The following is a 26,274-nucleotide window of genomic DNA, read 5'->3' as shown; positions in this document are numbered from 1 at the left end:
CCTCTATTTAAAATCCAACGTACTGCCTGCCATGGCCCATTTGAAAGCGCTAGGAAATTCTGTCACCAGCTTACTTAAAACGCCTAATCCTGTACAGTGATTAGGCGCTAAACACTCTAAATCAAGTCCTCGAAGATAGTCTATCGTTTTTAGCTGTTGATCGAGAGAAGCCCGGCCAAGATGAGTCCCGCCGATAATTGCTCTTACTTTGTTCTCATTAGTTACCCTCTTCGCATGTTCTACGATATTTACTAATCCAGAGTGAGCACAACCGAGCAGTATGATTAACCCTCTGTCTGTTACATAAAAAAGACTTAGATCATCCTTAATTCTATCATGAACTGCATTCTCTCCCTTTATCTCAATCAACTGATCCTCTATATGTTCGAAGGGTGTTTCTCGCGGGATTTCCCCACTTAGCCAAAGTCCCGGCCTCAATTCAAACGGTTTTCTGTGCCAGTGAAACTCGGCTCCTGCACTCTCTAGCAGTTTAAGACAGTGGGGTACACCAATATATCTATTTGCTTGCCCTTCCCCTCCCTTGCCAAAGTGTCCTGCAAACAAATCCGGATGAGCATAGACTGGGATTGCCCCTCTATATTGCAGGAGTTTAAAAAGTCCGCCCGTGTGATCATAATGTCCATGGCTTAGGATTATGCGCTCAATATGTCGCAGATCATATCCCAGAATCTGGGCGTTATTGATAAGATTGCCTTGCTCCCCGGCATCGAATAAAATCTTCTCATCCCCAAAATCCAAGAGCATAGACAACCCCCACTCGGCTAAGATCCCCACCGAAACTCCCACTGTGTTTTCTACCAAGATTGTTACTTGTAACTTTCTCACTGGCAGAAACCTCCTTTTGTTAATGATTTTTTTAAAATCTAACTAATTTTAAGTTCTATAACAAATTCCGTATCTGCAACCCTTATCCTGCTTAAAATCATTGGATAACCATTTTAATTTTCAGTAACTCCAATGAGATGCAATGTTACATACATTGTGGGCTTACCGGAAACCCACATCCTTCCGCGATGGCAGTGTTATCTTTACTCACGAAGTGTAAGGGGAGTAGTTCACTTGAGAGCTATTTCCTGCTATAATTAGGGTTGTCTTTAAAATTCATAAACGGAGGATTAGTTATATGAAATTTTTAACTCAATTAAAAGGCGAAGATACTTGGGAAGAAATATCCTTAGAAGAGTGCCTATTCAAAACAGAAAAAGCTGGTTTCTATACTCCCGGAACTGTTCAAAAAATGTTGGAAGATGGTAAAGCCGTTGATACACCTTGGTCGATTTTTAAAAAGGCCGAGTAGTAATTGATCATTTATTTAAAAAAACCCGTCAATACAGTTAATCCCCTTGCAGCAGACTCAAAAAAGAACCACATATTGGTTCATTTTCTGTGTCTTATGTAAGGGGGTTTTTCTAGTCAGTGCTTTAACAAATGGGATTTAGTAATTTCCTAGACAATTTTCATAGATCAAGCTCACATTCCAATTTTCATGTATCATCTGATGGACTTAACTATACTGAAAGTGATTATTCTGCAGGTGATTACGGCGGGTGTGATTCCGGAAGCAGAGATGGAAATTAAAAACCCTGTCTTAAATAATAGCGAAAGGGTCTGTTAAGATGTTTGATACAGTCATCAAAGGCGGTTTGGTTGTTGATGGAACTGGCGCCCCTCCTCGTCTAAGCAATATTGGTATTATTGATGCAAGGATTGTGGAAATAGCACCGGAACTGTCCGAAGAAGCCAATATTGTTATAGATGCAACTAACAAAATGGTAACTCCAGGGTTTATCGATGTCCATAGCCATTGCGACTTACTCCCATTCATGTCCGGTTCAGTACGAGAAAGCAGGATTAGACAAGGCGTAACCACAGAAATTATTGGACAGTGCGGTTTGGGTTCAGCTCCACATCTCGAAAGGATGTCAGATTGGCGCAGTTATCTGACCCCTATCTTAGGCTCAGGGCCATTGACTTGGAATTGGCCAGATTTTTCTATGTTTTTACGTGAACTGGATCGAGCAGAAAAACCTAACAACACAGCAGCTTTGATCGGTCATGGAGCAGTTCGAGCACAAGTTTTAGGTTTGAACAATGTCTTACCTACAGAAAATGAAATCTCTGGTATGAGCAAAATTGTTGAGGATGCTATGTCTCATGGAGCTTTAGGGATATCCTATGGACTAGCATATTTACCAGGGATGTTTGCATCTAAACAAGAACTTATTGCCCTTAGTTCTGTCGTCGCAGCCTATCAAGGCATCATGATGATTCATATACGCAGCCACTCTCGCCAAGTTCGTGAAGGAATGGCAGAAGCTCTGACTGTAGCGAAGGAATCTGGAGTGAAGTTGCAGATTTCCCATATGCGTTCTTACGCAAATCGAGATTATGGTATAACTGCTGAAGAATTAATTACGATGATCGAAAATTCGAGAAGCGAAGGGGTTGATGTAACCTTTGATGAACACCCCTATACAGCTGGCAGTACACTCTTGTCTCAGATTCTTCCCCCTTGGGCCAAAGAAGGCGGCAGTAGTGAAATCGTACGCAGATTAAAGGACCCGCAACTTCGTGCTAAACTAAAAAAAGACCTCAGCGATCAGGGACCGGATTATCCGGGATGGGATAACTTTGTGGGCATGGTGGGATGGCCAAATATCATGATTAGCTCTGTCAGTAACCCCAAAAATAAATGGGCGGAAGGTCAAACCGCACCTCAAATAGTTTCAAAAACCGGCTTGGAACATTCCAGGCTTGTCAGCGAAATCATTGATTCAATTGCCGATCTCTTAATTAGCGAGGACTGTCGTTGTTCAATGGTGTTACAGAATCTTTTTGCTGAAGAAGATATTATCGCTTTGCTCAAACACCCACTATGTCAAATCGGCTCTGATGGTATTCCGACTGGTAAACCGCATCCCCGTTTATTCGGCACATACCCTAAGTTTTTGGGAGAATACGTTCGCGATAAGAATACAATGACTTGGGAAGAAGGAGTTAAGAGAATTACAGGGGATCCAGCGCAAAGGTTAAACTTAAGAAACAGAGGCTTTATAAAAACTGGGTATATAGCGGATTTAGTAATTTTTGACCCCGAAATAATTAATGCCCCAGAAAACTATAATAAACCATCCCTGGATCCCTTAGGGATTAACTATACATTAATCAACGGGCAAATCGTACTCGCCAATGGTAAAGTTCTTAAAACAAATGCCGGTAAACTTACAAATATGTAAGAAGTGAGCTTCTTTGTCCATCCACCCTTAAAAGATGTTTTACTGGGGTTTCCTGGCTGTCAAAATTTCGAAGGACTACAAGATTAATAGTCATCCATTAAGAGACGATAATGACATCTTGTCTCACAATTTGAACTTGATGAGCCACAATCGTAACTAACGATTTCCCCCTCTTGAAGGACGGTACTTTCTATTACCCTGCGGTAAATCTTCAACTTTACAATTTTACTTACAATTGAACATGATTCTTCTCTTTCTTCAACCTTTAGTTTCAAACACTCCGCCCTCCATCAAATACTTCCAGGGATTCTTCATTCCTGCGGTACCTATTTATAAAAGTTTTCATATAATACACAAGACTTTTATTGACCTGCTTAAAGGGACTTTCATCCAATCGTGAGGCTCTCTGCAAAGTAGGAGTGTTGCCCTACTCTGTTCCGGTCAAATTTGTTTTAGGAAGGATGCAAAAACATGTACAAAGAAGAACTTCTAGAAACACTCAATGAAGCACTGACAAATGATAGCACAATTGAGAAAATCATCGTGTTCTATCAGAATGGTGAAAAACTTCAAATTGGATCCTCTGGAAAAGAAAATGAGCTTAGCGAAGTTGAATTACTTGAAGAAACTACTAGCAATGATCAAGGAACCAATACTTTCGATGGCTGCGATTCAGATAACAATAAATTGGAAGCATTAGACAACGCTATCCCCAATGCTGCTATTTCACAGATGATTTATCTTCCAACAGGTCGTAAGATTAATGTCATTAACTAATGTTTCGAAGTCTTCTCACTCTCTTAAACTGATTATGCTTAGGGATACCCACCTTAATATACCTTTATATATTAACTTTAGAACTATATTTACTTATATTGATACTTAAAATACAAGCAAAGTCACTAGAAGCTGTCTCACATAACATGAGAAAGCTTCTAGTGACTTTTACGTCCGTTAGCTATAATCTGATTCTCCTACATCAAGTATATCCAGCATAAATAGAAACAGTGGTATTCCAAACAAAAGTCCCCATACCCCCAGAAAATGCTCAGCTAGTAATAATACTACGAAGGTAAAAAAAACAGGTAGTTTCGTTTTGATGGACATAAGTTTGGGATTTAGAAAATAAGCTTCGATACCATGCAATACAACAATCATCCCCAGCACATAAAGTATCTTAATTATTCCACCCAGCTTAAAAGCAATGATTGACAATGGAATTAATGAGATCAAAACACCGGCAACGGGTATTAGCCCGAGAATGAAGATCATAAATCCTAATCCTATTACTTGATGAAATCCCATGATACTCAATGCGACCGCTGATAAAATAGAATTTATAAAGGATATTACAATTTGCGTTTCCATAACCTTAGCAAAGGAATTCACAAAATTCTTACCTAATTTTTTATAATACTTATATACAAAGCTGGCTTTACTGTGCTCAAACCTATTCAAGAATCTTATGGTCTTATCCTTTTCCAAGATAAGAAATAAACTCAGGATCAAGGCAATGAAAATATTCAAGCTAAATTCCCAAATATTCGTTACTGAATGAATTAAATATGTCCCACCTTCAACGACATAAGACTGGATACTTGTGCTGATAGCTTCCCTTATTTGTGGATTAATAGCATCCTCATAATTATTGATATCAAAGTTACTAAGCTGTATACCTATAAACATTAACTGCTTTGTTAAAATTGGAATATATCTATAGATTATAAAGACAATTGATGAAGCTACTAAGGAAAAAACTACGACCGTTACACCGGTCCTGTTTATAGGGATTAATTTAACAATCTTCAAGAAAATGTAATTCTGGATACCATACAGTATAAAAGAAAACATAAAGGTTAGCAGCAGTAAGTTCATCATAGGTCTAATGCCTATTATTATTCCTAATAACAGCAGTAACGATAGTCCCTTCTTAAACAAACTGCTTTCAAAGAATTTCTCTAATTTCATTATGAGTTTTTTGCCTCCTGCTTCATCATCTCTAAAATAATTACTTTTTATTCTATTATCTTACATAATACCACGTTACCCCTCCAGTATAAAGGGTGTTCTAAACCCTTACTATAACCACGCAGGGTCATAGATAGTTTAATTCCTAATTATTAAAATTTCACAATAAAAAGGCCACTCAAATGAGTGGCCCAAATCTAAATGATCCCGCAAAGTTCCTCCACAACTAATGGATACACGGCTCAAGATTAATCTTCAACTAAACTTTACCAATATTTATTAACCAGACTATAGGCCTACACAAACACACTTTACAACTAGCCAACATAATTCTTCCGGAATTTCATCTAGTAAGGGGTAGCGACATTGTCTACTTGAAAACAAACCAACCAATATACATTTTTTGGTAACGTAGGGGAAACTAATCTGGACAAATCTTCCACTATCTGTTAACTTTGATCTAACTGCGGTCAATCTTCTAACACCTATTCACCTGAGACAAACTTAAGCTTTCAATCACCCAAATTCTTTCACAGTTTCCTAGTTCGTTTGATAGAGCACCGAAAACAATTTTACTCTGACCGACTGGCTGACTGGGAGGAACTTTGCGGGAAATCTTTCTTTAATAGAAACTCAAAAACCACCTCTCTAGGTGGTTCCAATTCTCGAAATTCAGCATTACTAACTTTGAACTGATTGCAATGCCTACTTTCGATGAATCGAAAACTTTGCCTAGCACGCGACCAACAACTTTTGATGAACTGAATTATTTTTTATTGACTTCTTATGATTAAATTATATCTAAATTTGCTATATTGTCAAGAGTAAAATTTAGATATAACAAAAAATATCCCGAGGACCCCCCACTTGCAAAAGTGGGGGGTTGGGAAAATTAAATGAAGTTCCCCCCGTCGACAACGATCGTTTGCCCAGTCACAAAACTTGCATGAGCAATCAATGAATAGACTACTTCGGCTATATCCTCCGGACCAGCAATTCGGCCAAGCGGTGTACCGGCAGCAAGATGGGCGATATGATCTTCTTTTCCCTCTACCCAACGAGTTTGTACAATTCCTGGGGCTACAGAATTAACTCTTACCTCGGGAGCCAAAACTCGAGCCAGCGATTTTGTAACACTTATGGCTGCAGCTTTAGAAGCTGAATATGCTATAGAACTGCCTAATCCAGTTAATCCTGCTATCGATGTAATATTTATTATGCACCCTTTGCTTTTCTTAAGTTCATCGGCTGCTGCCCGACAGCAGAAGAACATACCCTTAACATTGACGCCCAAAATATCATCCCAATACTCTTCTTTCATGCCCTCAAGATCAGAGTGATCTACGAAATGAGTTATTCCCGCATTGTTAACAAGAATATCTAAAGTTCCAAAATCAGCCACTACTTGATTAACCATTGACCTAACCTCAGCATCCCGAGATACATCTGCTTGATAGGCTAAACTGCGAACTCCAAGGCTCTCTATCTCTTGACAAGTCTTTAAGGCATCCTCTTTCGAACGAGAATAGTTCAAAGCTATATTAACTCCCGACTTGGCTAATAACAAGGCGATGGCCCTTCCAATTCCTGTGCCGCCCCCAGTAATCAGTGCAGTTTTATTTTTCAATTCTTCTGCTCCTCCCTCACATAGGATTATAATTAGTCCTAATGCTATCTAGTATAACTCACAGGCCAATCTGGGACAAGGATATTTAGTGTGAACAATATCCTTGAAAATTGCACCTGCTTAGAATAAGATAAGCATTCTTACATTTCCCTTCTGTTCTTTAGCAATAATTCCTGATATTTATCCAATACTTCGTCTAATGCTTGACTTGCCGCTACTACTTCCGGATCTGTATAAGATCTGCCTTCTTTAATCTTAATCAAATTTAATCGTAATTCTTCGATTTGCTTTATTAGATGATTGATCGTCTGAGACACTTTTCTCCTCCATTTGTTTGTTTTGCACTAATTTAACATTATATACTAATTATTATTCGCTTTTCTAGACCAAGCTAAATAGAACTATTCAGCTCAAGCTGAATAGTTCTATTTATTAATAAACAGTTAGAAATTATTGTATTGCTGTTTTTAGAATAGGTATACCTTTTTAGAAGATCTACCGTAGCTAATTTAACCAATAATTGCTTTTAATTGCTTTGCAGCCATAAAAATATCTTCTTGAACTAAAATAGCCGATACAACTGAGATGCCATCGATACCTGTTGCCTTAACTTGTTGTATGTTCCCATAATTGATTCCCCCTATTGCTACAACGGGTATCGAGACTGATTTCTTTATATATTCCAGTTGCTCAAGACTTACTTCCTTAGCATCAGACTTAGTCGATGTTCTAAAGACCGCCCCTACTCCCAAATAGTCAGCACCTTGCTTTTCGGCAAGAAGCGCTTCCTCCAAGGTTCTGGCAGAGACTCCAATAATCTTATCGGGACCCAAAAGTTCCCTCGCTTTTAGCATAGGCAGATCATCCTGTCCGACATGTAATCCTTCGGCATCAACTGCAAGGGCAATGTCAAGACGGTCATTAATAATCAGGGGAATTTCATACTTAGATGTTATCTCTTTCACTCTCAAAGCTAAATTCAGAAACTCTTTGGTAGAAATTGATTTTTCCCGAAGCTGAACCAAGGAAACTCCGCCCTGTATGGCTAGCTCAATGCTCGGAGCTAAATCCCGCTCTCCGAGAAGTTTTCGATCTGTTACTAAATAAAGACTATAGTCAATCTTGACTTTACTCATAATTAAGCTTACCTTCTTTAGCTAGAATTTCAGGAGTGAGATTATAGATACTATCGAATAACCTGGCTCTAAACGTTCCTATTCCCTCTCCATGACGCAACGAAGCGTGAGCAATCTCTCCCGCGAGACCCATGCTTATTATTCCAGCCACCGCAGCCGTATAGTAATCTTTAGTCGCACCACAAAAAGTACCCACAAGGGAGGTCGTCATACACCCTGTGCCCGTGACATCCCCTAAAATTCGATGTCCGTTATCAATCAGACACACTTGACTTCCATCGGAAACAACATCTGTTTTTCCGGTAATGGCAATAATTGAACCTAGTTCAATGGCAAGCTTTTTAGCAACCACAGAACTGCCATGTTCATCTGCGAGAGAATCCACTCCCTTTATGGCTGCTTCCAGGCCAGCCAGGACTTTGATTTCAGACATATTACCCCGAATAACTTCAGGTTTTAGTTCCCTAATAAGTTTATCTGCGGTATCCGTTCTTAATTTTGTGGCTCCTACACCTACAGGGTCAAGAATTACAGGGACACCTAACTCCTTAGCCTTTAACCCGGCTATCAGCATGCTTTCAATTGTTCTGGTATTAAGAGTGCCAATATTAAGAACTAAAGCCGAAGCAAAGCCAACCATTTCTGTTACTTCTGCCGAGTCATCCGCCATTACAGGGGAACCTCCGATAGCTAGTACTATATTAGCACAATCATTGACAGTAACATAATTAGTTATATGGTGAATCAACGGACTCTTTTCTTTAATTAGTTTTAAGCCTGTACAGATTTTTTCACGTATTTCCATTTGCCTATTAACCTCCATGTTATAGAATGTAAGATGCTAATTATCAGCATCACAGGAATCGTGGAACCCATCACAAAATCAAACTTTATAAACTGATAGTATAATGCTGTACCCAATGCACAGAGAAGAAGCGTACCCCAATTAACTAAAAGCTCTGGATGGATTTTCTTTCTTTTTAATAGGAAGTAATCCGTTAACAGGATGGCAAACAAAGGCGCAAAAACTGATCCAATGGCATAGAGGAAAACTTCATATTGCTCAATATTCACAACGATTGCAAGTCCTGTTCCTATACCAGTCATAACTAGGACAACCGTTTTTTCTTTTAATTTAGGAAATATATTTAAAAATGAGACCCCCGCCGAATAAGCATCTAGAAAGGTAGTTGTTACCGTTGCCAGGACGATAATTCCCAAGGCGACAATTCCAAGATTAGCAGCTAATAGCATAGCGGACGGATCAGCATCTGATGCAATGATCGCTGCTCCTAGGCCAATAATATACATCCAGCTGCTGCCAATGAAATATCCAAGCCAGCTGCCCCATGCACTGCCTCGCTTTGTCTTAGCAAATCGTGTATAGTCCGAGATCAGCGGCAACCATGATAACGGCATAACCACTGCAAATTCTATCGCATTCCCAAAGGAAATACCTCCTGTACCCTCCCGAGTAAACAGCTCATGATTGCCAAAAATGATAATACTCAAAATAATAGTCAAAAAGAACAACAGTACAACGGCAATGTTGTTTGCCTTCTTCCAGCCGCTATCCTTACCAAGCCATAACCAAAACATTATTAAGATACCAATCAATAGGCTCCAAACTGTTAGATTGTCAAAAGTCCATAAAGTTTTAGTGATATGGTTTACGGACCGAGCTCCAACAATTATCATCACAGCTGTCCACCCCAGCAGCTGCAAAACATTCAAAATGGAGAAGAGGTACGAACCGTATTGTCCAAAGGAAATACGAGTTGACACTAGAGCAGGAATTCTCTCCTCCGTCCCGATGATTCCTCCCAGTACTAAAATAGTTGTTCCAGCCAAGTGTCCAAGAATAATAGCCAAAACCCCCATTTTAAATCCCAAGGAGGCTAACATACCACCAGTTAATATTTCTGCAACCGAAATAGAAGCGCCAAACCAGAGAGTGGCAAAATTAAACATACTCAAATTATTTTTTGTTGAATTCACTAAATTAATCCTGCCTTTTTGTAAAGTGTATAAAAGTGATGCGTCGGGCCTACACCTTTTCCAATTGATAAAGAATTCTGAATAGCAATTGTGATATACTCCTTAGCCAGTGAAACAGCTTTATTAAGGGTGTACCCCAAAGCCAGGTTTGCGGTGATGGCAGACGAAAGTGTACATCCCGTTCCATGCGTATTCTTAGTTGCAATTCTAGATGAGGAAAAATAACTAAACTCCTGACCGTCAAAAAGAATATCGATAGAATCTTCCTCTAAATGCCCCCCTTTGAGCAGTACATTCTTAGCCCCCATCTGATATATAGCCTTGGCAGCCTCTTCCATTTGTTTAAGCGTTTGGATGGAACTATTTGTCATAACCTCAGCCTCTGGAATATTAGGGGTAACGATCATCGCCATTGGCAACAATTCCTTAATCAAAGTTGCTTCCGCCTCTGGATTTAACAAGTGGTAACCGCTTTTAGACACCATAACCGGGTCTAGAACAATGATCTGAGGTGCATAGTTACTCAACTGTTCTGCGATAACTTCGATCGTCTGAACTTGGGAAACCATACCAATTTTCACTCCGTCGACTTCAATATCGTCAAAAATCGCCTCTATTTGTTTCCCGATAACGTCTCTGGTGATATCTTGTACAGCAAACACTCCTTGGGTATTTTGAGCTGTAACTGCCGTTATTACGCTCATTCCAAATACCCCATGGGCAGAGAAGGTTTTAAGATCGGCTTGAATCCCCGCTCCTCCACTGCAATCTGAACCGGCTACGGTAAGTACCTTTTTCATATCATACCTCCTGCATTTCGTTATAAATCTCTTTGATATAGAAAACTTGGCTAACGCCAAGCATTCAGGCGATGGTGACGGTTCGGTACCCCTTATTAGGGTATTCTTTCTGGCAGTACAAAAAAAGAGCACAAATCTCCAGAATAAGATTTGTGCTCTTTCATTTTCACAAAAGAGTAAACTGCTTACCTACGCTGGCATTATCCAGATCAGGTTAAAAGGGTCTTAGACTTTTTAGGGTCTAAATCTCAGCCGGCCTTTCCAGCTCCCCTGCCCATAACATAATTTATTTGATATAAAACTAACATGGAAGAAGTATAAAGTCAATGGTCAGACCCTATTTTTTAGTTAACGTTCATGTTCCGTACAGATGATAATTAGTTCCCATAATAACTCGAATAAATATTGGTACAAGAGTGGGATCAAACTGAATTCCCTTTTTGTCGTTTAATTCTTGAAAAGCTTGCTTTTGGGTCATAGCTTTCCGATAAGGGCGATTGTTTGTCATAGCATCATAAGCATCTGCTATTGCCAAAATACGACACTCTAAGGGAATCTCCTCTTCTTTGAGCCCCAAAGGATAACCCTGACCATTCCACCATTCGTGATGTCTCAATATGAAGTCAGCGATGGGCAACAGGTCGGGAGCCGATTGCGCAATTCGATGTCCGATATCACTATGCCGTTGCATTTCCTTGAACTCCTCCTCAGTCAGACGTCCTGGCTTGAAAAGAATGCGATCAGGAATACCTACTTTCCCGATGTCATGGAATTTTGCCAAGAGGCGTAAATCTGCGAGAGTTCGTTGGGATAAAGACATTGCTCCTCCCAGTGAAACCACAAGATTTTGCAAACGATCTGCATGTCCTTCCGTGATAAAATCTCTAGCCTCAAGCGCTTTCATCATCGCATATACTATTGCACTGCGGGCACTCTTGCTGCGATGCAGTTTTTGGCGGTACATGCCATCGTCCGCTTCTTTAAACACCTCGTCAAGATTGACATTCGTTTTTTCACTCACCGCAAAACCCATAGACAAGCTTAGAGGAAATTCCTCGTTTTCTAAATTATACCTTTCGACTGATTTTCGAATTCTATTACAGGCATGTTCGACCACAAGTAATTCGCTTTTAGGTAAGATTATGGCAAACTCATCTCCGCCAATTCTAAATATAAGGTCTTCTTCTCTAAAACTCTTTTTGATAAGGCTGGCTGTGAGTCTAAGGAGTTTATCGCCAGCACAATGTCCAAGGGAATCATTGACTAGTTTTAGCCCATTAACATCACAAACAATTATCCCAACCGGGGTACTGTCTCCTCTTTCGAGAAGACGCATTTTTTCTTCAAAATAAGTTCGATTATACAGGTCGGTTAAAGAGTCATGAAAGCTCATATGTTCGAGCTTCTCTTGAAATATCTTAAACTCTGTAATATCTTTTCCAATACTGGCAACACCCGTGACATTCCCCTCAGAATCATATAGGAGGGTATGATTCCAAGCAACATATCGTATTTCTCCGTTTTTAGTTTGTATCGGTTCATAATCTTTGACAGTAATTAGTTTGTTATTTAAGCACTCTTTAAACCACCTGATCGCATTACCTCTTAGCGCATCAGGAATAAAAATATTAATAAAACTTTGTCCGATGACCTCTTCTTTCTCATACCCCATTAACCCTAAGGCAAAATCGTTAACAAAAATCAAACGGCCACTTTTATCTAAAATACCGGTAACAAGTTTAACGTTTTCAAGTAAGGAACGAAATCGACGTTCCGATTCTATCAACGATTTTTCCTTTGATTGAAGTTTTTCGAAATTGCACCTCAGTTCTTCCTCCGATGCCCAAAGTTCTTCATAACTTTTCTTTAAATCTTCTTGAATCATAGTTTTTTCTTTAATTTCGTTCTTTAGGTTGGACTTCGAATTTTCTATTTCTTCAAATGTTTCTTGAAGAGCAACAACCATCTTCCGAAAGTTAGTTTCTAAAGATTTTACTTCAATTACCGGGCTGTTAAGTTGATAATAATCCGCTTTTTTGTACAAATTGGCATTAAGTTCTGTAGAATACTTTTCTAGCTCAGTTAGGGGCTTGACCAACCAACGATTTAAGAAAAATGCTAAAATGAAACCAAAAAATACAGTTACTGCAATAAAACTGATCGGCAGGTAACGAAGTTGATTGGTAACATAAGTTGCCGGAACCGTTACCCCCATAGACCATTGGACACCGGGCACAGGGACATAAGCTAAATATTGAGCTTCATTATTAACGGAAAATCTGGTGAATCCCGTTTCCCCTTGAGTCATTTTTCGAACTGCTATTTTTAAGTCCGGTGCTGCATCGTTATCATTAAGTGGATTGTAGGTCAGCATTAATTTAGGATTTGGATGAGTAATTATTAATCCGTCTTGCTGAACTAAATGGGCGTTGCCTATCTCTCCGACAATTTTTGACGTAACAATTCTGTTAAGATCCATCAGCCTAATATTTCCACCTACCAGACCAATCACCTTATTATCTTTGATAATTGGAGCAGCGATTACAATAATCGGGTTGTTGCTTCCCCTGGAAATCATGGGATCGGATATTATTGACTGACCAGTTGACATGACCTTCTTAAAATAATCTCGGTCAGCAGCACTTACACTCTGATTTTCATCCGAAAAAGCTTCTCCAATACTGTTCGCAACAAAAAATTGTTCATAGTCTTTAGTACGCTCTTTTTCTTTGTTTATATAGGAAATAATAACTTCTCTGTCCCCACTTTTAATAAGTGGGGTATTCGCCATAACTTCCAATTCCTTTTTGTGAGCAAATAACCACAGGCCAACTTCTGCACTAGAAGATAGAGTCAGCGAAGATATTTGGGTTTCTAAATTAGTATTTAGAACATCTCTTGTTCTGATGTAAATTAAAAAGGATAAGCCGCCTAAGCCAAAGATCAAAGCCGCAATAATAAGACGAGTGACATTTATCTTTAAATTTTTCATTCTTACCCCCATAATTATCCAGCAAGAAATATATTAAGGTAATCTATTTCTTCAAACTTAACTAATTAGTTCTAGCTATAATTTATATTATCCTGCAAAAAAATACTTTTGTCTACAATATAATTTATATTCTTGTTTATTTATACAAACTTCGATCTATTTCCTCAAAATTGGAAATAGATCCTAATTCAAAGAACCTTTATTTTATCAAGCTAATATCTATTGAAAAACACCAGTTTGTCTCCCAGTTATGATAAAGTATTAAGCGAAATACAATACATAACAACAGGAGGCCGCTATGCCAGAACAGTTACTGATAGGATTAATCATCCTTGTCCTCATCACCATTATTTTACTTATAATCTTAATTATCCGTTCGACACGGAATCCCTATGGAAAACTCGAGAATCAATTTAATTCTCTAGAGAAAAATCTCGAACGTAACGAACGACTTGTCAATGGAGAAATATCCAAGAATCGTGAAGAATCTAATAATAACGCAAGACAGGTCCGCGAGGAATTAAATCAATCCGTCCGTTCGTTTAATGATTCCGTACTGGCCCGTATGGCGGAAATCGCTAACCTTCAACGCAACCAATTAGATATTTTCGCCACTCAATTAGGCTCGCTTACGAAAACTAATGATCTTAAATTAGAACAAATGCGCAAAACCGTGGAAGAACGTCTTCTCCTACTCCAGCAAGATAATGGCCAAAGATTAGACCAGATGCGCGCAACCGTGGATGAAAAACTCAGCGCCACCCTTGAGCAACGCTTAGGGGAATCCTTCAAATTAGTCAGTGAGCGATTAGAAGCAGTACACAAAGGACTTGGAGAAATGCAGACCCTGGCTTCTGGCGTTGGTGACTTGAAAAAAGTCTTGACCAATGTTAAAACACGAGGGATTTGGGGGGAAATACAGCTGGGCAATTTGTTGGAGCAGATCCTTACTCCGGAACAATATGCCTCCAATATAACTACTAAAGTTGGGAGTAACGATCGAGTAGAATTTGCAATTAAGCTGCCTGCCCGAGACGGACAGGACAATATTATTTGGCTTCCTATCGATGCCAAATTTCCTATTGAGGATTACGAACGGTTAATCGAAGCACAAGATCAAGCCAATCTACCGCGCATCGAAGAGCTCGGCAAATCTCTTGAAAACCGTATTAAGCTAGAGGGGAAAACGATCAGAGATAAATACATCGATCCGCCCAACACCACCGATTTTGGCATTCTCTTCTTACCTGTTGAAGGGTTATATGCTGAAGTACTGCGTCGGCCTGGTCTTTGTGAACTTCTCCAACGAGAGTATAGGGTTATCATAACAGGACCAACCACACTGGCAGCCCTCCTCAATAGCCTGCAAATGGGTTTCAAGACGTTGGCTATTGAGAAACGTTCCAGTGAAGTTTGGAATTTACTTAGCGCCGTTAAAACTGAATTCGGGAAATTTGTTGAGATCCTGGAAAAAACTCAGAAGAAACTTCAGGAAGCCAGCAATACCATTGATACTGCAACCAGAAAGAGCCGTACAATTGCTCGCAAGCTTAAGGATGTCCAGACTCTTCCTGCCACTGAAGCAGAATTAATGCTGGACAATGGGACAGAGCACGAAGAGTAACTTATTCTTTAGAGTGAAAAAGTTGCTGTAGATACCCTTACTAAAGGAGATTTACAGCAACTTCTGTCTCATTTGTTCTATACTATACTATATATTTGACGGTGTTACTTCTCTTCTATCCCACAGCTTACGATAATAGCCTTTCTTTTGAAGAAGCTCACAGTGTCTACCACGCTCGACAACTTGACCTTGGTCAAGAACCAGGATCTCATCCATTCTCTCTAACCCAGATATGTGATGTGTTATTACTAGAGTGGTACGTCCGTCCATAAGTTTGTACACCTCCTCCAAAACATCGCGTTCTGTAATCGGATCAAGGCCTTCCATAGCTTCATCCAGGATTAAAATCGGAGCGTTTTTTAGTAAGACTCGGGCGATTGCTAACCGCTGCCTCTGTCCCCCAGAAAGTTTAAAACCGCCTTCTCCGACCAAGCTGTCATATCCTTTAGGCAATGATCGGACAAAATCATGAAGCTTCGCTCTCTGTGATGCTAGGATTAGTTCCTCTTCACTTGCCCCAGGTTTTGCTAAAAGAAGATTTTCCCGAATTGTTGCATTGAAGATGTGGGTTCGTTGCGTCACAACCCCTACAAAATCTCGAACCTCTTCTTGGGTATACTGCTGAAGAGAATGCCCTCCCAATTCGATGCGACCCTCATTGTATTCCCAAAAACGCAGGAGAAGATTTACTATACTAGTCTTACCTGCCCCGCTCGCTCCAACAATTGCTACTTTGCCCTTCTCGGCAATTTGCAATGATAATTGCTTCAAAGCCCAAGGTTCTCTTTCCCCATACTTAAAACTTACCTCATGGAAGGTGAGACTCATTTCTTGAGGTTTAGCAAACACTGCTTCATGATCTTTAATGGCAGGTTCAGCCTCAATCAACTCAAGCAAGCGGTCCGCCGCAGCACGGTTTTGTTCCAAATGATGGGGAACAAGCGCTAAGGGAAAGAGCGCTTCAAAGCTGCTCAAAGTTCCAAGGGCTAACATTCCTAGGTTAACCCCACTCAATTTTCCTTTTTCTACGAGGATTATTCCCAGAACGAGGATCATCCACATGCTAAGATTAGCGAGCATCCCTGTTAAAGCTAAGGAAAAGGCTGACAGCCAAGCGACTCGTCGTTGATGATTGGTCAATTTCTGGTTAGTATTTCGAATTTTCTCTAAGTGCGATTGGACTTGACCGTAAGCTGCTAATTCAGTAATTCCTAAAAGGCTGTCGCCAACCTGCGAATTCAACTCTGCTCTTAACGTAACTAAGTGATGCCCTGCCTTTTTACTCAGACTTTTAATTAGCCATGGAATCACAAGCCCTGCCATAAGAAAACTAGCCGCCAAAATAACGGTAAACCTCATATCATAACGAGCGAGAAAAAAACCATATCCACAGAGAACCAGTACGGCTACAATAGGCGGTGACAAAACCTTTAGAAATAGATTTTGTTGAGTTTCAACATCTGCAACAATCCGTCTAAGAAGGTCTGCACTGCGAAAATTTAACAATAGGGCCGGAGCCAATGGTTCTAGTCCTTGATAAAACTTCACTCGTATTCGGCTTAACACTCGGAATGTCACATCATGAGAAACATAACGTTCTAAATAGCGAAAGACCGCGCGGGAGAGCCCAAAGAAACGAACACCGACAATGGTTACCATTAAATCAAGAACTGGCGGATGAAGAGCAGCACGGGCTAAAAGATAGGCAGACGTTGCCATTAAGCCAATATGACTCGTAATTGTCAGGGCACTCAATATTAAAGCAAGCAGGATTCGCCGCCAATAAGGTAATATCAAATGAATTAGCCAGGTTGTGCTCTTCATGGTAATTCACCTCGATATTCTTTCACCATGCGAAAATAAAGCCCCTGCACTTCCATCAATTCCTCATGAGTACCCTCTTCTATGATCTGCCCCTGATCCATTACCAGGATGCGACTTGCTTGGAAAACCGTATCCAGCCGGTGGGCAATGATTAAGGCAGTCCTTCCTCTTAATAAGCGTTGCAAGGCCTCCTGAACAAAGTACTCACTCTCTAAGTCCAAGTTTGAAGTTGCTTCATCCAAAATAAGAAGCGGGGCATCTTTTAAAAATGCCCTGGCAAGTGCAATCCTTTGGGCCTGTCCTCCGCTTAAGCGAGTGCCTCCTTCTCCCAGGTGAGTTTGGTATCCATCCGGAAGATTCATAATAAATTCATTGGCTGAGGCCTCCTGAGCTGCTCTGACAACCTCTTCCAAGGTTGCAGAAGACCTGCCAAAGCGAATATTTTCCGCTATGCTGCCCGCAAATAAATGTGGATTTTGGGGAACATAAGCGATCTGATCCCGCCATTTTTCCACGGAAATTGTATCGAGCAAAGTTTCATTGACGAAAACTTGTCCTGAAGCAGGGGGAATAAAACGAAGCAGCAGTTGAGCAATGGATGTTTTACCTGCTCCGCTTGGACCGACGAGAGCTATCTTTTCTCCAGAATTTATGGAAAAATTGATCCCTTTTAGAGTGGGAGTCTCTCCGGCTTGATAAGTTAAGCCAACTTGTTTAAAAGAAATATTAAAATTCGATAGTAACACCTGATCTTGACGCTTTGCAACGAAATCATCATTGACTGTTTGCTGTTTGATCTCATTCATTAAAGGGAGATCTAATATTTCAAAGATACGAACAGCAGCGTTTATCCCAGATAAGCCAGCATGAAAATTTAAGCCGAGGTTTCTTAGCGGGGTATAGAATTCAGGAGCAAGCAGTAAGAGAAACAACCCCGATGAGTAAGAGAGGGTTCCATTGACCAACCTCAATCCTATAGTAACTGCAACCAAGGCTGTGCTAATTGTGGCTAGAAACTCTAGGACCAGCGCAGATAAGAAAGCTACTCTCAAGACACTGAGTGTTGTTTTTCGAAAAGAATCACTAACTCTTTCGATTACATGTATCTGATCTTTTGCGCGGCCAAAAGCTTTAAGTGTCGTTAAACCCTGTAATACATCTAAAAAATGAGCACTCATCCAACTTAAGCTTTGCCACTGCTGAAGTGACTTTTTTTCTGCCATTTTTCCAATCAACATCATAAAGATTGGAATGAGCGGACCCGTCAAAAGTAGAATTAAGCCGGACTTCCAATCCAGGGGGAACACAAATATTAGAATTAAGAGCGGTATCCCTGCCGCCAGAACCATTTGAGGCAGGGATTTGGAGAAATAATCCTCAAGTGCTTCTATTCCATCCACCACAGTTGTGATTAACTCTCCTGATCGTTCTCCTCGAGCATACATTGGTCCTAAGGACATGATATGGTTCAGCAAACGTTCCCGTAAACTTATCCTGATACGGGAGGATGCTTCAAAAGCACATATCTCGCTGCACCATTGAAAAACTGCTCTTATACCAAAGATTCCGAGAATCATTATCAGAGAATTCCAGACTGCTTTAAGAGACGCCCCCTCCAAGAAGACCCTTGCAACAATGCTGGAGAAAAACCAAGCCTGAAGGACTGCGAGTAATGCAATCCCTATATTGAGGCCAACCGTGAGCGACAGAAATCCCCAAACAGACTTCCCCTCCCGGATTAACCGTTTATTAAACATATTGTCATCTCCTAGCACAAGTTGGGGCTTTGAAGGCAAGGGGGCATTGCACGTTCACACCGTTCCCATTCACTCTCTTGTTGGATGCTGAAGTTATTGAAAGTGTTCAATTTGCAATTGCCCCTTAAATCCTGGTCAGCTGGGCTTAGTATGGGTAGGATATGAAGACGGTTCTTGAGCTATTTTGAGGTCTTTAAAAATAAGGGGCAAGATATATCTTGCCCCTTATTCTATATGAAAACCTTCTTAATAGTGAAGGTTTTTTTCTGTGACGCGATTGCGGAAGACCCAATAAGTCCATCCTTGATACAGAAGCACAATGGGTACCATAACCAAAGCTATGATCGTCATTATTTTCAGTGTGTATGGGCTTGACGATGCATTATAAATGGTTAGACTCCACTGCATGTTGAGACTAGAAACCATCACGCGAGGGAAAAGCCCCCAGAATAAGGATACGGTGAACAACAGAATGGTTAGACCATTCAGGATAAACGCCCAGCCTGCTTTACGAGAACGTATCAAAATTAAGGCTAAGATAAGGGCTGCTCCGGAACCAATTAAGGTAATACTCGCACCTAAACTTGCAAAGAGATCCGTCTGGAAATAGCTTAGACCAGCCAACAGTATAACTACCGGAATTGCTGCTATTGCAATACTTTGGGCCGCTTTCATAGCCCGCTCAGCCATCTCACCAGTGGTCTTTAGGCTCAGGAACAAGGCACCATGAAACATGAAAACGAGCAGCGTGGTTAAACCGCCAACTATAGCATACGGAGAGAGAAGATCAAAGAAGGTTCCAACATATTGCATTTTCGCATCAATCGGTACTCCTCTAACCAGATTTGTCATTGCAACGCCCCAAAGAAGAGCTGACAAGAAGCTTCCTGTGAAAATCATCCAGTCCCACGTACTTCGCCAAAGCGGATTGGAATCACTGCTGCGAAATTCGAAGGCAACACCACGAACTATTAAGGAAACTAACACTAGAAACAAGGCGAGAAAGAAGCCACTAAACAAGGTGGAGTACCAATTTGGAAATGCTGCAAACATGGCTCCACCGGCCGTAATCAACCAAACTTCATTTCCATCCCAGTGCGGTCCGATGGTATTAATGAGGACTCGACGCTCTTGATCGTTTTTACCCAGGAAAGGAAGTAAAATTCCTACTCCAAAATCAAACCCTTCCAGAAAAAAGAAGCCTGCAAACAGAACGGTAATGAGTATGAACCAGAGGATATTTAAGTCCATAATGACGCCCCCTTAACTTCACTATTCAGGTGTTCATCCACATTAGCCTCTTCCGGACCTTTCTTAATAAACTTAACCATCAGGTAAAGATCCGCTGCCGCCAAGGCTGCATATACCAGCATAAAGCCCACAAAGGCAATCAACATGGAAAACATTGAAACTGAGGTTGACACACCATGTTCAACTCTTTGTAGCCCATAAACAATCCAAGGTTGACGTCCGACTTCTGCTAAAAACCACCCCGCAATATTAGCTATATAGGGAACTGGGATCGTCCAGAGCAAAAGTTTCAAGAACAAAGTATTTTGTTCATAGACTTTCGTTTTATAGAAATAAAGTCCTAGCAAAGCCATCAACACTAACCACATACCTGCGGTCAACATAATTCGGAAACTCCAGAATAAAGACGCTACCGGCGGAACATAATTTCCTGGCCCATATTCTTGAACTGCGGAGTTCTGAAGTTCATGAATTCCCTTAACCTCGCCTGTAAAACTGTTATACGAAAGGAAGCTTAACATCCCGGGAATCTTGATTTCAAAGTTATTCTTCTGTCCTTGCTCATCGATTGAGGCATATAACGATAAACCTGCAGGATTTTCTGTTTCCCAATGTGCCTCAGCAGCAGCCATCTTCATAGGTTGTGATTCAACAAGGTGCATTCCTTGTATATGCCCTACTCCGGCAACTCCCAAGGTACTGATAAAGGCAAAGATCACAGCCATATGAAACGAACGCCGAAAAACATCAAGATGACTCCTTTTCAAAAGGTGGTATGCACTAACGCCCATGACAAAGAACCCAGCCGTGACAAATCCGCTAAGTACGGTATGAGGAAATTGATATATCACGTGAGGATTTGTAATCACAGCCAGAAAATCGGTCATCTCGGCGCGCCCATTACGTAAAATATAGCCAACCGGTTCTTGCATAAACGAATTAGCAACTAGAATAAAGAACGCCGATATGTTTGAAGAAATTGCCACAATCCAGATAGTTATTAAATGAACCTTCTTAGATAATTTATCCCAGCCAAAAACCCATAATCCTAAAAAGGTAGACTCCAGAAAAAACGCAACTAAAGCCTCAATGGCTAAAGGCGCACCAAAAATATCCCCAACAAAACGTGAATATTCCGACCAGTTCATACCAAATTGGAACTCTTGAACTATGCCAGTAACGACACCCATGGCAAAATTGATTAAGAATAATTTCCCCCAGAACTTGGTCATTTTTTTATAGGTTTCATTTCCTGTTTTAACATACCAAGTCTCCATCATAGCAACGAGGACCCCTAGTCCTAATGTCAACGGCACGAACAAGAAATGATATGACGTAATTACCGCAAATTGTAATCTGGATAAAATAAGTTCAGTCATCGTTACACCTCCAATTCATCAGCATTTAGGGTTTGGCGTTTATGTTGTGATTTTGATCATTCTCCTCCCTTCTGTCTCTTTTGTCTCTTTTGTCCTTGCTTTGAATATCACTAAATCTATGTTCCTAAAATATATGTATTTAAACCTTTTAGTGTTATTTAATATTATACTAATTATTATTTAAGTGGTCAACTAATTATTACCTAATTGTAACATAAAATTATTTTCTAACCATGGAACTAAATATATTCAACACGCCTTGCTACCATGAGCCTTTAAATAAAAAAACTGTCTGTCGGCATAAAAAACTCTTCCTTTTCAGGAAGAGTAATTATAGCCCTAGATTATCTTAATGTCCTTAATCGCAAAGATCTGCCCAGTTCGCAGGATAGGTTGCATAGAATATTTTACAAAACGTCGGAGAAGAAAAGACCACTTGACTTCCTTTTGGAATATAAAGCACATCGCCCGCTTTAGCGTGGAAGACTTGCCCCTCAACTTCTAGAACGAACTCTCCCTCTATGACATAATCAACCTCATCATAGTTTAGAAGCCATGGCAACTTAGAATGATCAAAGGTCATGAAACCCGAAGCCAGATTTCCTACCCGTGAGTCAATCACGTCGACGAGTCCCACCTTTTGCCCCGGAGGAGCTTCCAGGAAGGGCTGGATTACCACGGTTTCCCCTTTGACATGAGTCGCTGTCGGGTTCTCACAAGCAGGTTTGAGAACCTCACCCAGGATTTTTTGTACTGCTTTTTTTAGGTCATGCCTTTGGTTTTCTGCGTCTGTGACGGTTCCAGAGGAAACTGGGACTTCTTTAACACTAGATTGTAAATTCACTAGTTGTCCGACCGATTGCCCTACAACAGTATGACTGATGATTTCTTGTCTCCCTTTGCTTATCGTAATCCCTAACTCTTTGGCTAAATCTTTAGCGGAGGGAGTCAGTACACTATCCTCTTCCAAAACAATATTTTTGTCTAATTTGGCCATATCTCGTAAAACGTTAGCCGAGATAAATCGTCCCATAGTACACCTCCTAAAATTAGATGTCAGAAGTCAGAAGCCGGAGATCAGACTTTGGACACTGAACATCGAGCTTCGCTCTATGCTTATAATAAGCTTTCAATTAATTGCTTCGCGGGGCGTGGTATGACAACCTGGCGGATAAGCAAACCTTTCTCACTCGCTAAAGCGCTTCCTTCTTCGACGGCTGCTTTGACGGAGGCTACTTCTCCAGTAAGCAGGGTATAGCTCTTGCCGCCGATTCCAAAGGCCAGATGGATAAGTAAAGGCTCAACGTCCCCTGCTTTTACGGCTGCATCTGCAGCTTCAATTAAGGATGCCACACTATAGGTTTCGATAATCCCTAAGGCTTTGATATCCTTAAGTGTGTTGGCGCGCCCAATGGCTGGCAATATGGAGGGATGGACATTGGGGATGACGAAGGAATCCACCACTGTTTCCGCTCCTAAGTCAATGCCGGCGTTCACGGACTGCTGAACTCCCGATACATCTCCGCTGACCAAAACGATATATTTTCCCGGACAGATAGTTTTAGCTGCCAAAATGGTCACGTCGGCTGTTTTGACCATGATATCGGCACATTCAATGCCTTGTGCTATGCTTGTTAATTCGACCAGCCCTATGGCATGGATCATTTGGTAGCACCACCTTTCCGTATCGTAATGGCTTGGGGGGTGATTTGCGTCACGGTCCCGTCTATACTGGCGTGGACTTTTGCTCCTAGGGCACCTGCTGGAATTTCTCCGATGAGTTGTCCACTTCGAACAACGTCTCCGACTTTGACAACAGAGACTGCGGGTGCGCCAATGTGCTGTTGAAGTTTTAGGTTAACTTCATCAGGTTCATACCCCTCTAACGATAAAGGGGCTTCTTTATACCAGGGCCGAAGTCTCAAGCGATCCATTAAACGTGAGGATGGGATTAAGCGATGTTTGGCCATCGGATCTTCTTTCCCGAGTTCTCCCTGATATTTAATACCCTGGGCTCTAAGCTCTGCTTTTAAAGCGACATTCACTCTAAGCGGTGAGATTCCCACGGGACAAGCATAGGCTTCACACACACCACACTCGGAACAAGTTAAGGCACTGGTTATCAACAACGGATCTCCGATGCTTTTGTAGTTCACCGCTCGGATGAGTTTATGGGGAGAGAGTTCGTGTCCGATCATGTGTCTGGGGCAAAGCTCGGTACAGAAATTGCACTGCTCGCAGACGGTCTTGGCGATCCGTAAGACGGCTTCTACGCTCATGGTTTTTCGTTTGATGAGCGGATGGTCTTTGGGCAGACCGATCAATCCGCCCGTGGTTTTTGTGACAGGTGCCGAAAGATCAGGAATCAGGGTCCCCATCATAGGGCCGCCGTTAATATATGTAAGTTCCTTATCAACACCGCCTGCCAGTTCGAGTACATCGCGCAAGGAGGTCCCTATCGGAACAGTGACTGTGATCGGCTTTTTAACCGCCCCAGTTAGCGTGAGGGTCCGAGTGGTGACAGGTTTTCCTTCTACTGCATAAGCCACATTAATTAGGGTTTGAACATTATTTACAACGACTCCGATATTTAATGGTATGCCCCCAGGAGGCACTCGACGTCCAGTTGTTAGCCAGATAGTGATGACTTCATCTCCAGCAGGATAAATATCCGGCATGATCGATAATTGCATGTTAGCGCTTAGGTGGGGCTCTAAGGCTGCTATCGCTTCATGATATTTTGCTTTTAAAGCGATAATTCCTTGTTGGGCTCCGGTTGCTTTCATGGCTATACTTAGACCTTTAACGACTTGCTCTGGATAGCGCGCGGCAAGTTGCTGGTCAGTTTTGAGCAGGGGCTCACATTCAGCAGCGTTTACAATGACGATCTCAGCCTTAGCTGATAATTTGACATGAGTCGGAAAGCCAGCCCCCCCAGCTCCGACTACGCCAGCATTCCTTACGTGCAGGCTAAGCTGATCTGCGCTTATCTCGTTTATACTTAAGCCATTAAAACTGACGTTCTTGATTTCTTCTATCATATCTCTTTCTTTCACCTACTCTAGCTCACGCTCCAAAGGTTTCTTTGTCAATAATTCCTACGATGGTTGCATCAACAGGGATATTATGATTGCTTAACCCTTGCCGGGCCGAGGAGCCGCTGGCAACCATGACTATCTCATCTTCTCCTGCTCCAATTTGGTCCGCGGCTACGAGGGAATTTCCAAATTCCATAAGCTTGGGTAATCCCGCTTCATCGTAAGTGAGAGTAACGGGTTGAACGACAAGAAACTTCAGACCGCGTAAAGATTCTTCTTTACGGGTTGACCATACATTCCCTATGACACGGGCTAAAATCATTGTCGCCCTGCCTCCTTCTCTATACACAACTCAATTCGGCGAAGCTTTAGAGTATCTCGGGCCAGTGGTGAAATGACGGTTCCCTGTTTCACGAAGATCTTTGAGTCTTCAGGAAACGAATAGGCCTGTTTATCACCCAAGAATTTTTTCTCGAAGCAGATCCCTCTCTGCGTGGAAATACTCTCTGCATATGAGGCCGTTTGCTTCTGCTCACAACTCCATGATGTCTGCTCAGGATGAATTATTTGTTGTTGGACTGTTCTTCCTACGCTTGTGCTTTGTGAGGCAGGAACTGTCCTATTATCTGAAGCGAAAGTGTAATCTTCCTCTAGGGTCTCCCTGAGAATGAAACCGTAAGTCTGTACTTTTTTGAGATATCCTTCATAAAGGTCTCTGTAGGCTTGAGGAGTTTCTGCCGTTAAGCCAAGATACTCCGTCACAAGCTCGATGGCACATCCTTTACTTATCCCTCGCCCAATCATCTCACAGATAGGGTTATCTCGTATCCCTAAGGCGGCTTTAGCCAAGGTATTTGGGGAACAGGTTGGCAGGATTAGTTTTTGCCAGTCGGACTTGCCCAGAGCGTCTTGAACCGTGGTCCAGGTCATGCCTGCAGGCAGTACCGGCTTAGCTGTGAAAACCTGGTCACTTGGAAAGATGCTAAGCTTATAGTTGGCTCCCCACTGTCGTTGAACTGCAGTTAAGACCCGCGGAAAATCCGAGACATAGTTCAAGAGGACTAAGGCTTCGGATCTAACGGTCTGATTCCCTTCCTGGCCACCCTTTCCTTGGAGTAACCCTTGCAAGGAAGGCTCTGACAGGATACGGCGCACGATTTGGTTGATCAATTCTTCATTCATGGTCATACCCCCATGAGTTTGCCCTGGCTCGTTGCGTTGATAAGCGCCGCATTGGCTTCATCCAGATCCAGGTGCATTTCTTTACGGTATTGGTCACTTACCCGAATCAACACATCTTCATAGACCATGGGACGCTGACTCTCGACTTTTACACACACACGGTCTCCATCCTTTAGGGACCACTCTTTAGCATCGTTGCTGTGCAGGTGGATGTGTCTGCTTGCTACCATGACCCCTGCTTTAAGGTCGACCTTACCGACTGGACCTGCGATCTGAAGCCCGGGAGTTCCTTCATGTTGCCCCGAATCTCGGATGACTGGCTTGATGCCTAATTTAAAACAATCCGTGACGCTGATTTCCACTTGCGTGTTTTTTCTCACAGGTCCTAAGACACGGACCTTCTCTAAACTTCCTTTAGGTCCAACTATGGTTACAGTTTCT

Annotated in this window: 25 protein-coding genes and 1 riboswitch; of the genes, 5 read left to right on the top strand and 20 right to left on the bottom strand. The window is 41.5% G+C overall.

Going from position 1 to position 26,274, the window contains the following annotated elements; genetic code table 11:
• Positions 1-3: 3 nt before the first annotated feature.
• Positions 4-846, bottom strand: a complete 843-nt coding sequence (locus tag BUB11_RS12265; RefSeq protein ID WP_073030054.1) for an MBL fold metallo-hydrolase — start codon at positions 844-846, stop codon at positions 4-6.
• A gap of 298 nt (positions 847-1,144) precedes the next feature.
• On the opposite strand from BUB11_RS12265, the gene BUB11_RS27805 reads away from it, so the two are divergent.
• The 3 genes from BUB11_RS27805 (at position 1,145) to BUB11_RS12260 (ending at position 3,257) form a co-directional block, all read left to right on the top strand.
• Positions 1,145-1,318, top strand: a complete 174-nt coding sequence (locus tag BUB11_RS27805) for a hypothetical protein (RefSeq protein ID WP_200797911.1) — start codon at positions 1,145-1,147, stop codon at positions 1,316-1,318.
• 189 nt (positions 1,319-1,507) lie between these two features.
• The gene (locus tag BUB11_RS28790) at positions 1,508-1,636 is read left to right on the top strand and encodes a hypothetical protein (protein WP_282434001.1); all 129 of its coding nucleotides are present in this window, start codon (positions 1,508-1,510) and stop codon (positions 1,634-1,636) included.
• A 1-nt stretch (position 1,637) separates the two neighbouring features.
• Positions 1,638-3,257, top strand: a complete 1,620-nt coding sequence (locus tag BUB11_RS12260; RefSeq protein ID WP_073030053.1) for an N-acyl-D-amino-acid deacylase family protein — start codon at positions 1,638-1,640, stop codon at positions 3,255-3,257.
• Between the two features lie 83 nt (positions 3,258-3,340).
• Here BUB11_RS12260 and BUB11_RS12255 read toward each other — a convergent pair whose 3' ends face one another.
• Complete coding sequence (locus BUB11_RS12255; RefSeq protein WP_073030052.1) at positions 3,341-3,532, bottom strand: hypothetical protein; 192 nt, start codon at positions 3,530-3,532, stop codon at positions 3,341-3,343.
• Between the two features lie 196 nt (positions 3,533-3,728).
• On the opposite strand from BUB11_RS12255, the gene BUB11_RS12250 reads away from it, so the two are divergent.
• Positions 3,729-4,034, top strand: coding sequence for a hypothetical protein (locus BUB11_RS12250; RefSeq protein WP_073030051.1), 306 nt, complete (start codon positions 3,729-3,731; stop codon positions 4,032-4,034).
• A 177-nt stretch (positions 4,035-4,211) separates the two neighbouring features.
• Here BUB11_RS12250 and BUB11_RS12245 read toward each other — a convergent pair whose 3' ends face one another.
• The 8 genes from BUB11_RS12245 to BUB11_RS12210 all read right to left on the bottom strand — a co-directional run bounded on the left by BUB11_RS12245 (position 4,212) and on the right by BUB11_RS12210 (position 13,778).
• Entirely contained in the window at positions 4,212-5,225 is a 1,014-nt protein-coding gene (locus BUB11_RS12245; protein WP_073030050.1) for an AI-2E family transporter, read from the bottom strand.
• Between the two features lie 892 nt (positions 5,226-6,117).
• Entirely contained in the window at positions 6,118-6,852 is a 735-nt protein-coding gene (locus BUB11_RS12240) for an SDR family NAD(P)-dependent oxidoreductase (protein WP_073030049.1), read from the bottom strand.
• Between the two features lie 140 nt (positions 6,853-6,992).
• A complete protein-coding gene (locus BUB11_RS12235; RefSeq protein ID WP_073030048.1) occupies positions 6,993-7,169 on the bottom strand; it encodes an aspartyl-phosphate phosphatase Spo0E family protein in 177 nt (58 codons plus the stop codon).
• Positions 7,170-7,361: 192 nt separating this feature from the next.
• On the bottom strand, positions 7,362-7,988 hold the full coding sequence (gene thiE, locus BUB11_RS12230) for a thiamine phosphate synthase (RefSeq protein WP_073030047.1): 627 nt from the start codon (positions 7,986-7,988) through the stop codon (positions 7,362-7,364).
• Positions 7,981-8,793: a hydroxyethylthiazole kinase gene (thiM, locus tag BUB11_RS12225; RefSeq protein WP_073030046.1), complete on the bottom strand. Its 813-nt coding sequence runs from the start codon at positions 8,791-8,793 to the stop codon at positions 7,981-7,983. Before thiM ends, thiE begins: the two co-directional genes overlap by 8 nt.
• The gene (gene cytX / locus BUB11_RS12220) at positions 8,760-9,986 is read right to left on the bottom strand and encodes a putative hydroxymethylpyrimidine transporter CytX (protein ID WP_073030045.1); all 1,227 of its coding nucleotides are present in this window, start codon (positions 9,984-9,986) and stop codon (positions 8,760-8,762) included. Before cytX ends, thiM begins: the two co-directional genes overlap by 34 nt.
• Positions 9,986-10,786, bottom strand: coding sequence for a bifunctional hydroxymethylpyrimidine kinase/phosphomethylpyrimidine kinase (thiD, locus tag BUB11_RS12215; RefSeq protein ID WP_073030044.1), 801 nt, complete (start codon positions 10,784-10,786; stop codon positions 9,986-9,988). Before thiD ends, cytX begins: the two co-directional genes overlap by 1 nt.
• Positions 10,787-10,955: 169 nt before the next feature.
• A riboswitch (TPP riboswitch) is annotated at positions 10,956-11,068 on the bottom strand.
• A 73-nt stretch (positions 11,069-11,141) separates the two neighbouring features.
• A complete protein-coding gene (locus tag BUB11_RS12210) occupies positions 11,142-13,778 on the bottom strand; it encodes an HD domain-containing phosphohydrolase (RefSeq protein ID WP_073030043.1) in 2,637 nt (878 codons plus the stop codon).
• A gap of 298 nt (positions 13,779-14,076) precedes the next feature.
• Here BUB11_RS12210 and BUB11_RS12205 point away from each other — a divergent pair, with 298 nt between their 5' ends.
• On the top strand, positions 14,077-15,402 hold the full coding sequence (locus tag BUB11_RS12205; RefSeq protein ID WP_073030042.1) for a DNA recombination protein RmuC: 1,326 nt from the start codon (positions 14,077-14,079) through the stop codon (positions 15,400-15,402).
• 87 nt (positions 15,403-15,489) lie between these two features.
• Here the strand turns inward: BUB11_RS12205 and cydC are convergent, their stop codons facing one another.
• From cydC to BUB11_RS12155, 10 genes are all read right to left on the bottom strand, one after another.
• On the bottom strand, positions 15,490-17,226 hold the full coding sequence (gene cydC, locus BUB11_RS12200; RefSeq protein WP_073030041.1) for a thiol reductant ABC exporter subunit CydC: 1,737 nt from the start codon (positions 17,224-17,226) through the stop codon (positions 15,490-15,492).
• Complete coding sequence (cydD, locus tag BUB11_RS12195; protein ID WP_073030040.1) at positions 17,223-18,983, bottom strand: thiol reductant ABC exporter subunit CydD; 1,761 nt, start codon at positions 18,981-18,983, stop codon at positions 17,223-17,225. The genes cydC and cydD overlap by 4 nt, the downstream gene beginning before the upstream one ends.
• Before the next feature lie 246 nt (positions 18,984-19,229).
• A complete protein-coding gene (gene cydB, locus BUB11_RS12190) occupies positions 19,230-20,234 on the bottom strand; it encodes a cytochrome d ubiquinol oxidase subunit II (RefSeq protein WP_073030039.1) in 1,005 nt (334 codons plus the stop codon).
• Positions 20,225-21,613: a cytochrome ubiquinol oxidase subunit I gene (locus BUB11_RS12185; RefSeq protein ID WP_073030038.1), complete on the bottom strand. Its 1,389-nt coding sequence runs from the start codon at positions 21,611-21,613 to the stop codon at positions 20,225-20,227. Before BUB11_RS12185 ends, cydB begins: the two co-directional genes overlap by 10 nt.
• Positions 21,614-21,971: 358 nt before the next feature.
• Positions 21,972-22,646 (bottom strand): cupin domain-containing protein, encoded by a 675-nt coding sequence (locus tag BUB11_RS12180; RefSeq protein ID WP_073030037.1) that lies wholly within the window; start codon positions 22,644-22,646, stop codon positions 21,972-21,974.
• 83 nt (positions 22,647-22,729) lie between these two features.
• On the bottom strand, positions 22,730-23,278 hold the full coding sequence (locus BUB11_RS12175) for a BMC domain-containing protein (RefSeq protein WP_073030036.1): 549 nt from the start codon (positions 23,276-23,278) through the stop codon (positions 22,730-22,732).
• On the bottom strand, positions 23,275-24,669 hold the full coding sequence (locus BUB11_RS12170; protein WP_427846309.1) for a 4Fe-4S dicluster domain-containing protein: 1,395 nt from the start codon (positions 24,667-24,669) through the stop codon (positions 23,275-23,277). The genes BUB11_RS12175 and BUB11_RS12170 overlap by 4 nt, the downstream gene beginning before the upstream one ends.
• A 10-nt stretch (positions 24,670-24,679) precedes the next feature.
• Positions 24,680-24,973, bottom strand: coding sequence for a EutN/CcmL family microcompartment protein (locus BUB11_RS12165; protein WP_073030035.1), 294 nt, complete (start codon positions 24,971-24,973; stop codon positions 24,680-24,682).
• A complete protein-coding gene (locus tag BUB11_RS12160; protein ID WP_073030034.1) occupies positions 24,970-25,833 on the bottom strand; it encodes a flavoprotein in 864 nt (287 codons plus the stop codon). Before BUB11_RS12160 ends, BUB11_RS12165 begins: the two co-directional genes overlap by 4 nt.
• A gap of 2 nt (positions 25,834-25,835) precedes the next feature.
• Positions 25,836-26,274, bottom strand: a 439-nt coding sequence (locus tag BUB11_RS12155; RefSeq protein ID WP_248284162.1) for a PduL/EutD family phosphate acyltransferase, incomplete at its 5' end; no start/stop codon positions are given.

This window comes from Desulfosporosinus lacus DSM 15449 (genome assembly GCF_900129935.1).
Classification (GTDB): domain Bacteria; phylum Bacillota; class Desulfitobacteriia; order Desulfitobacteriales; family Desulfitobacteriaceae; genus Desulfosporosinus; species Desulfosporosinus lacus.
The sequence above is the reverse complement of the archived record's forward strand: the minus strand, read 5'-3'. Positions and strand labels throughout refer to the sequence as shown.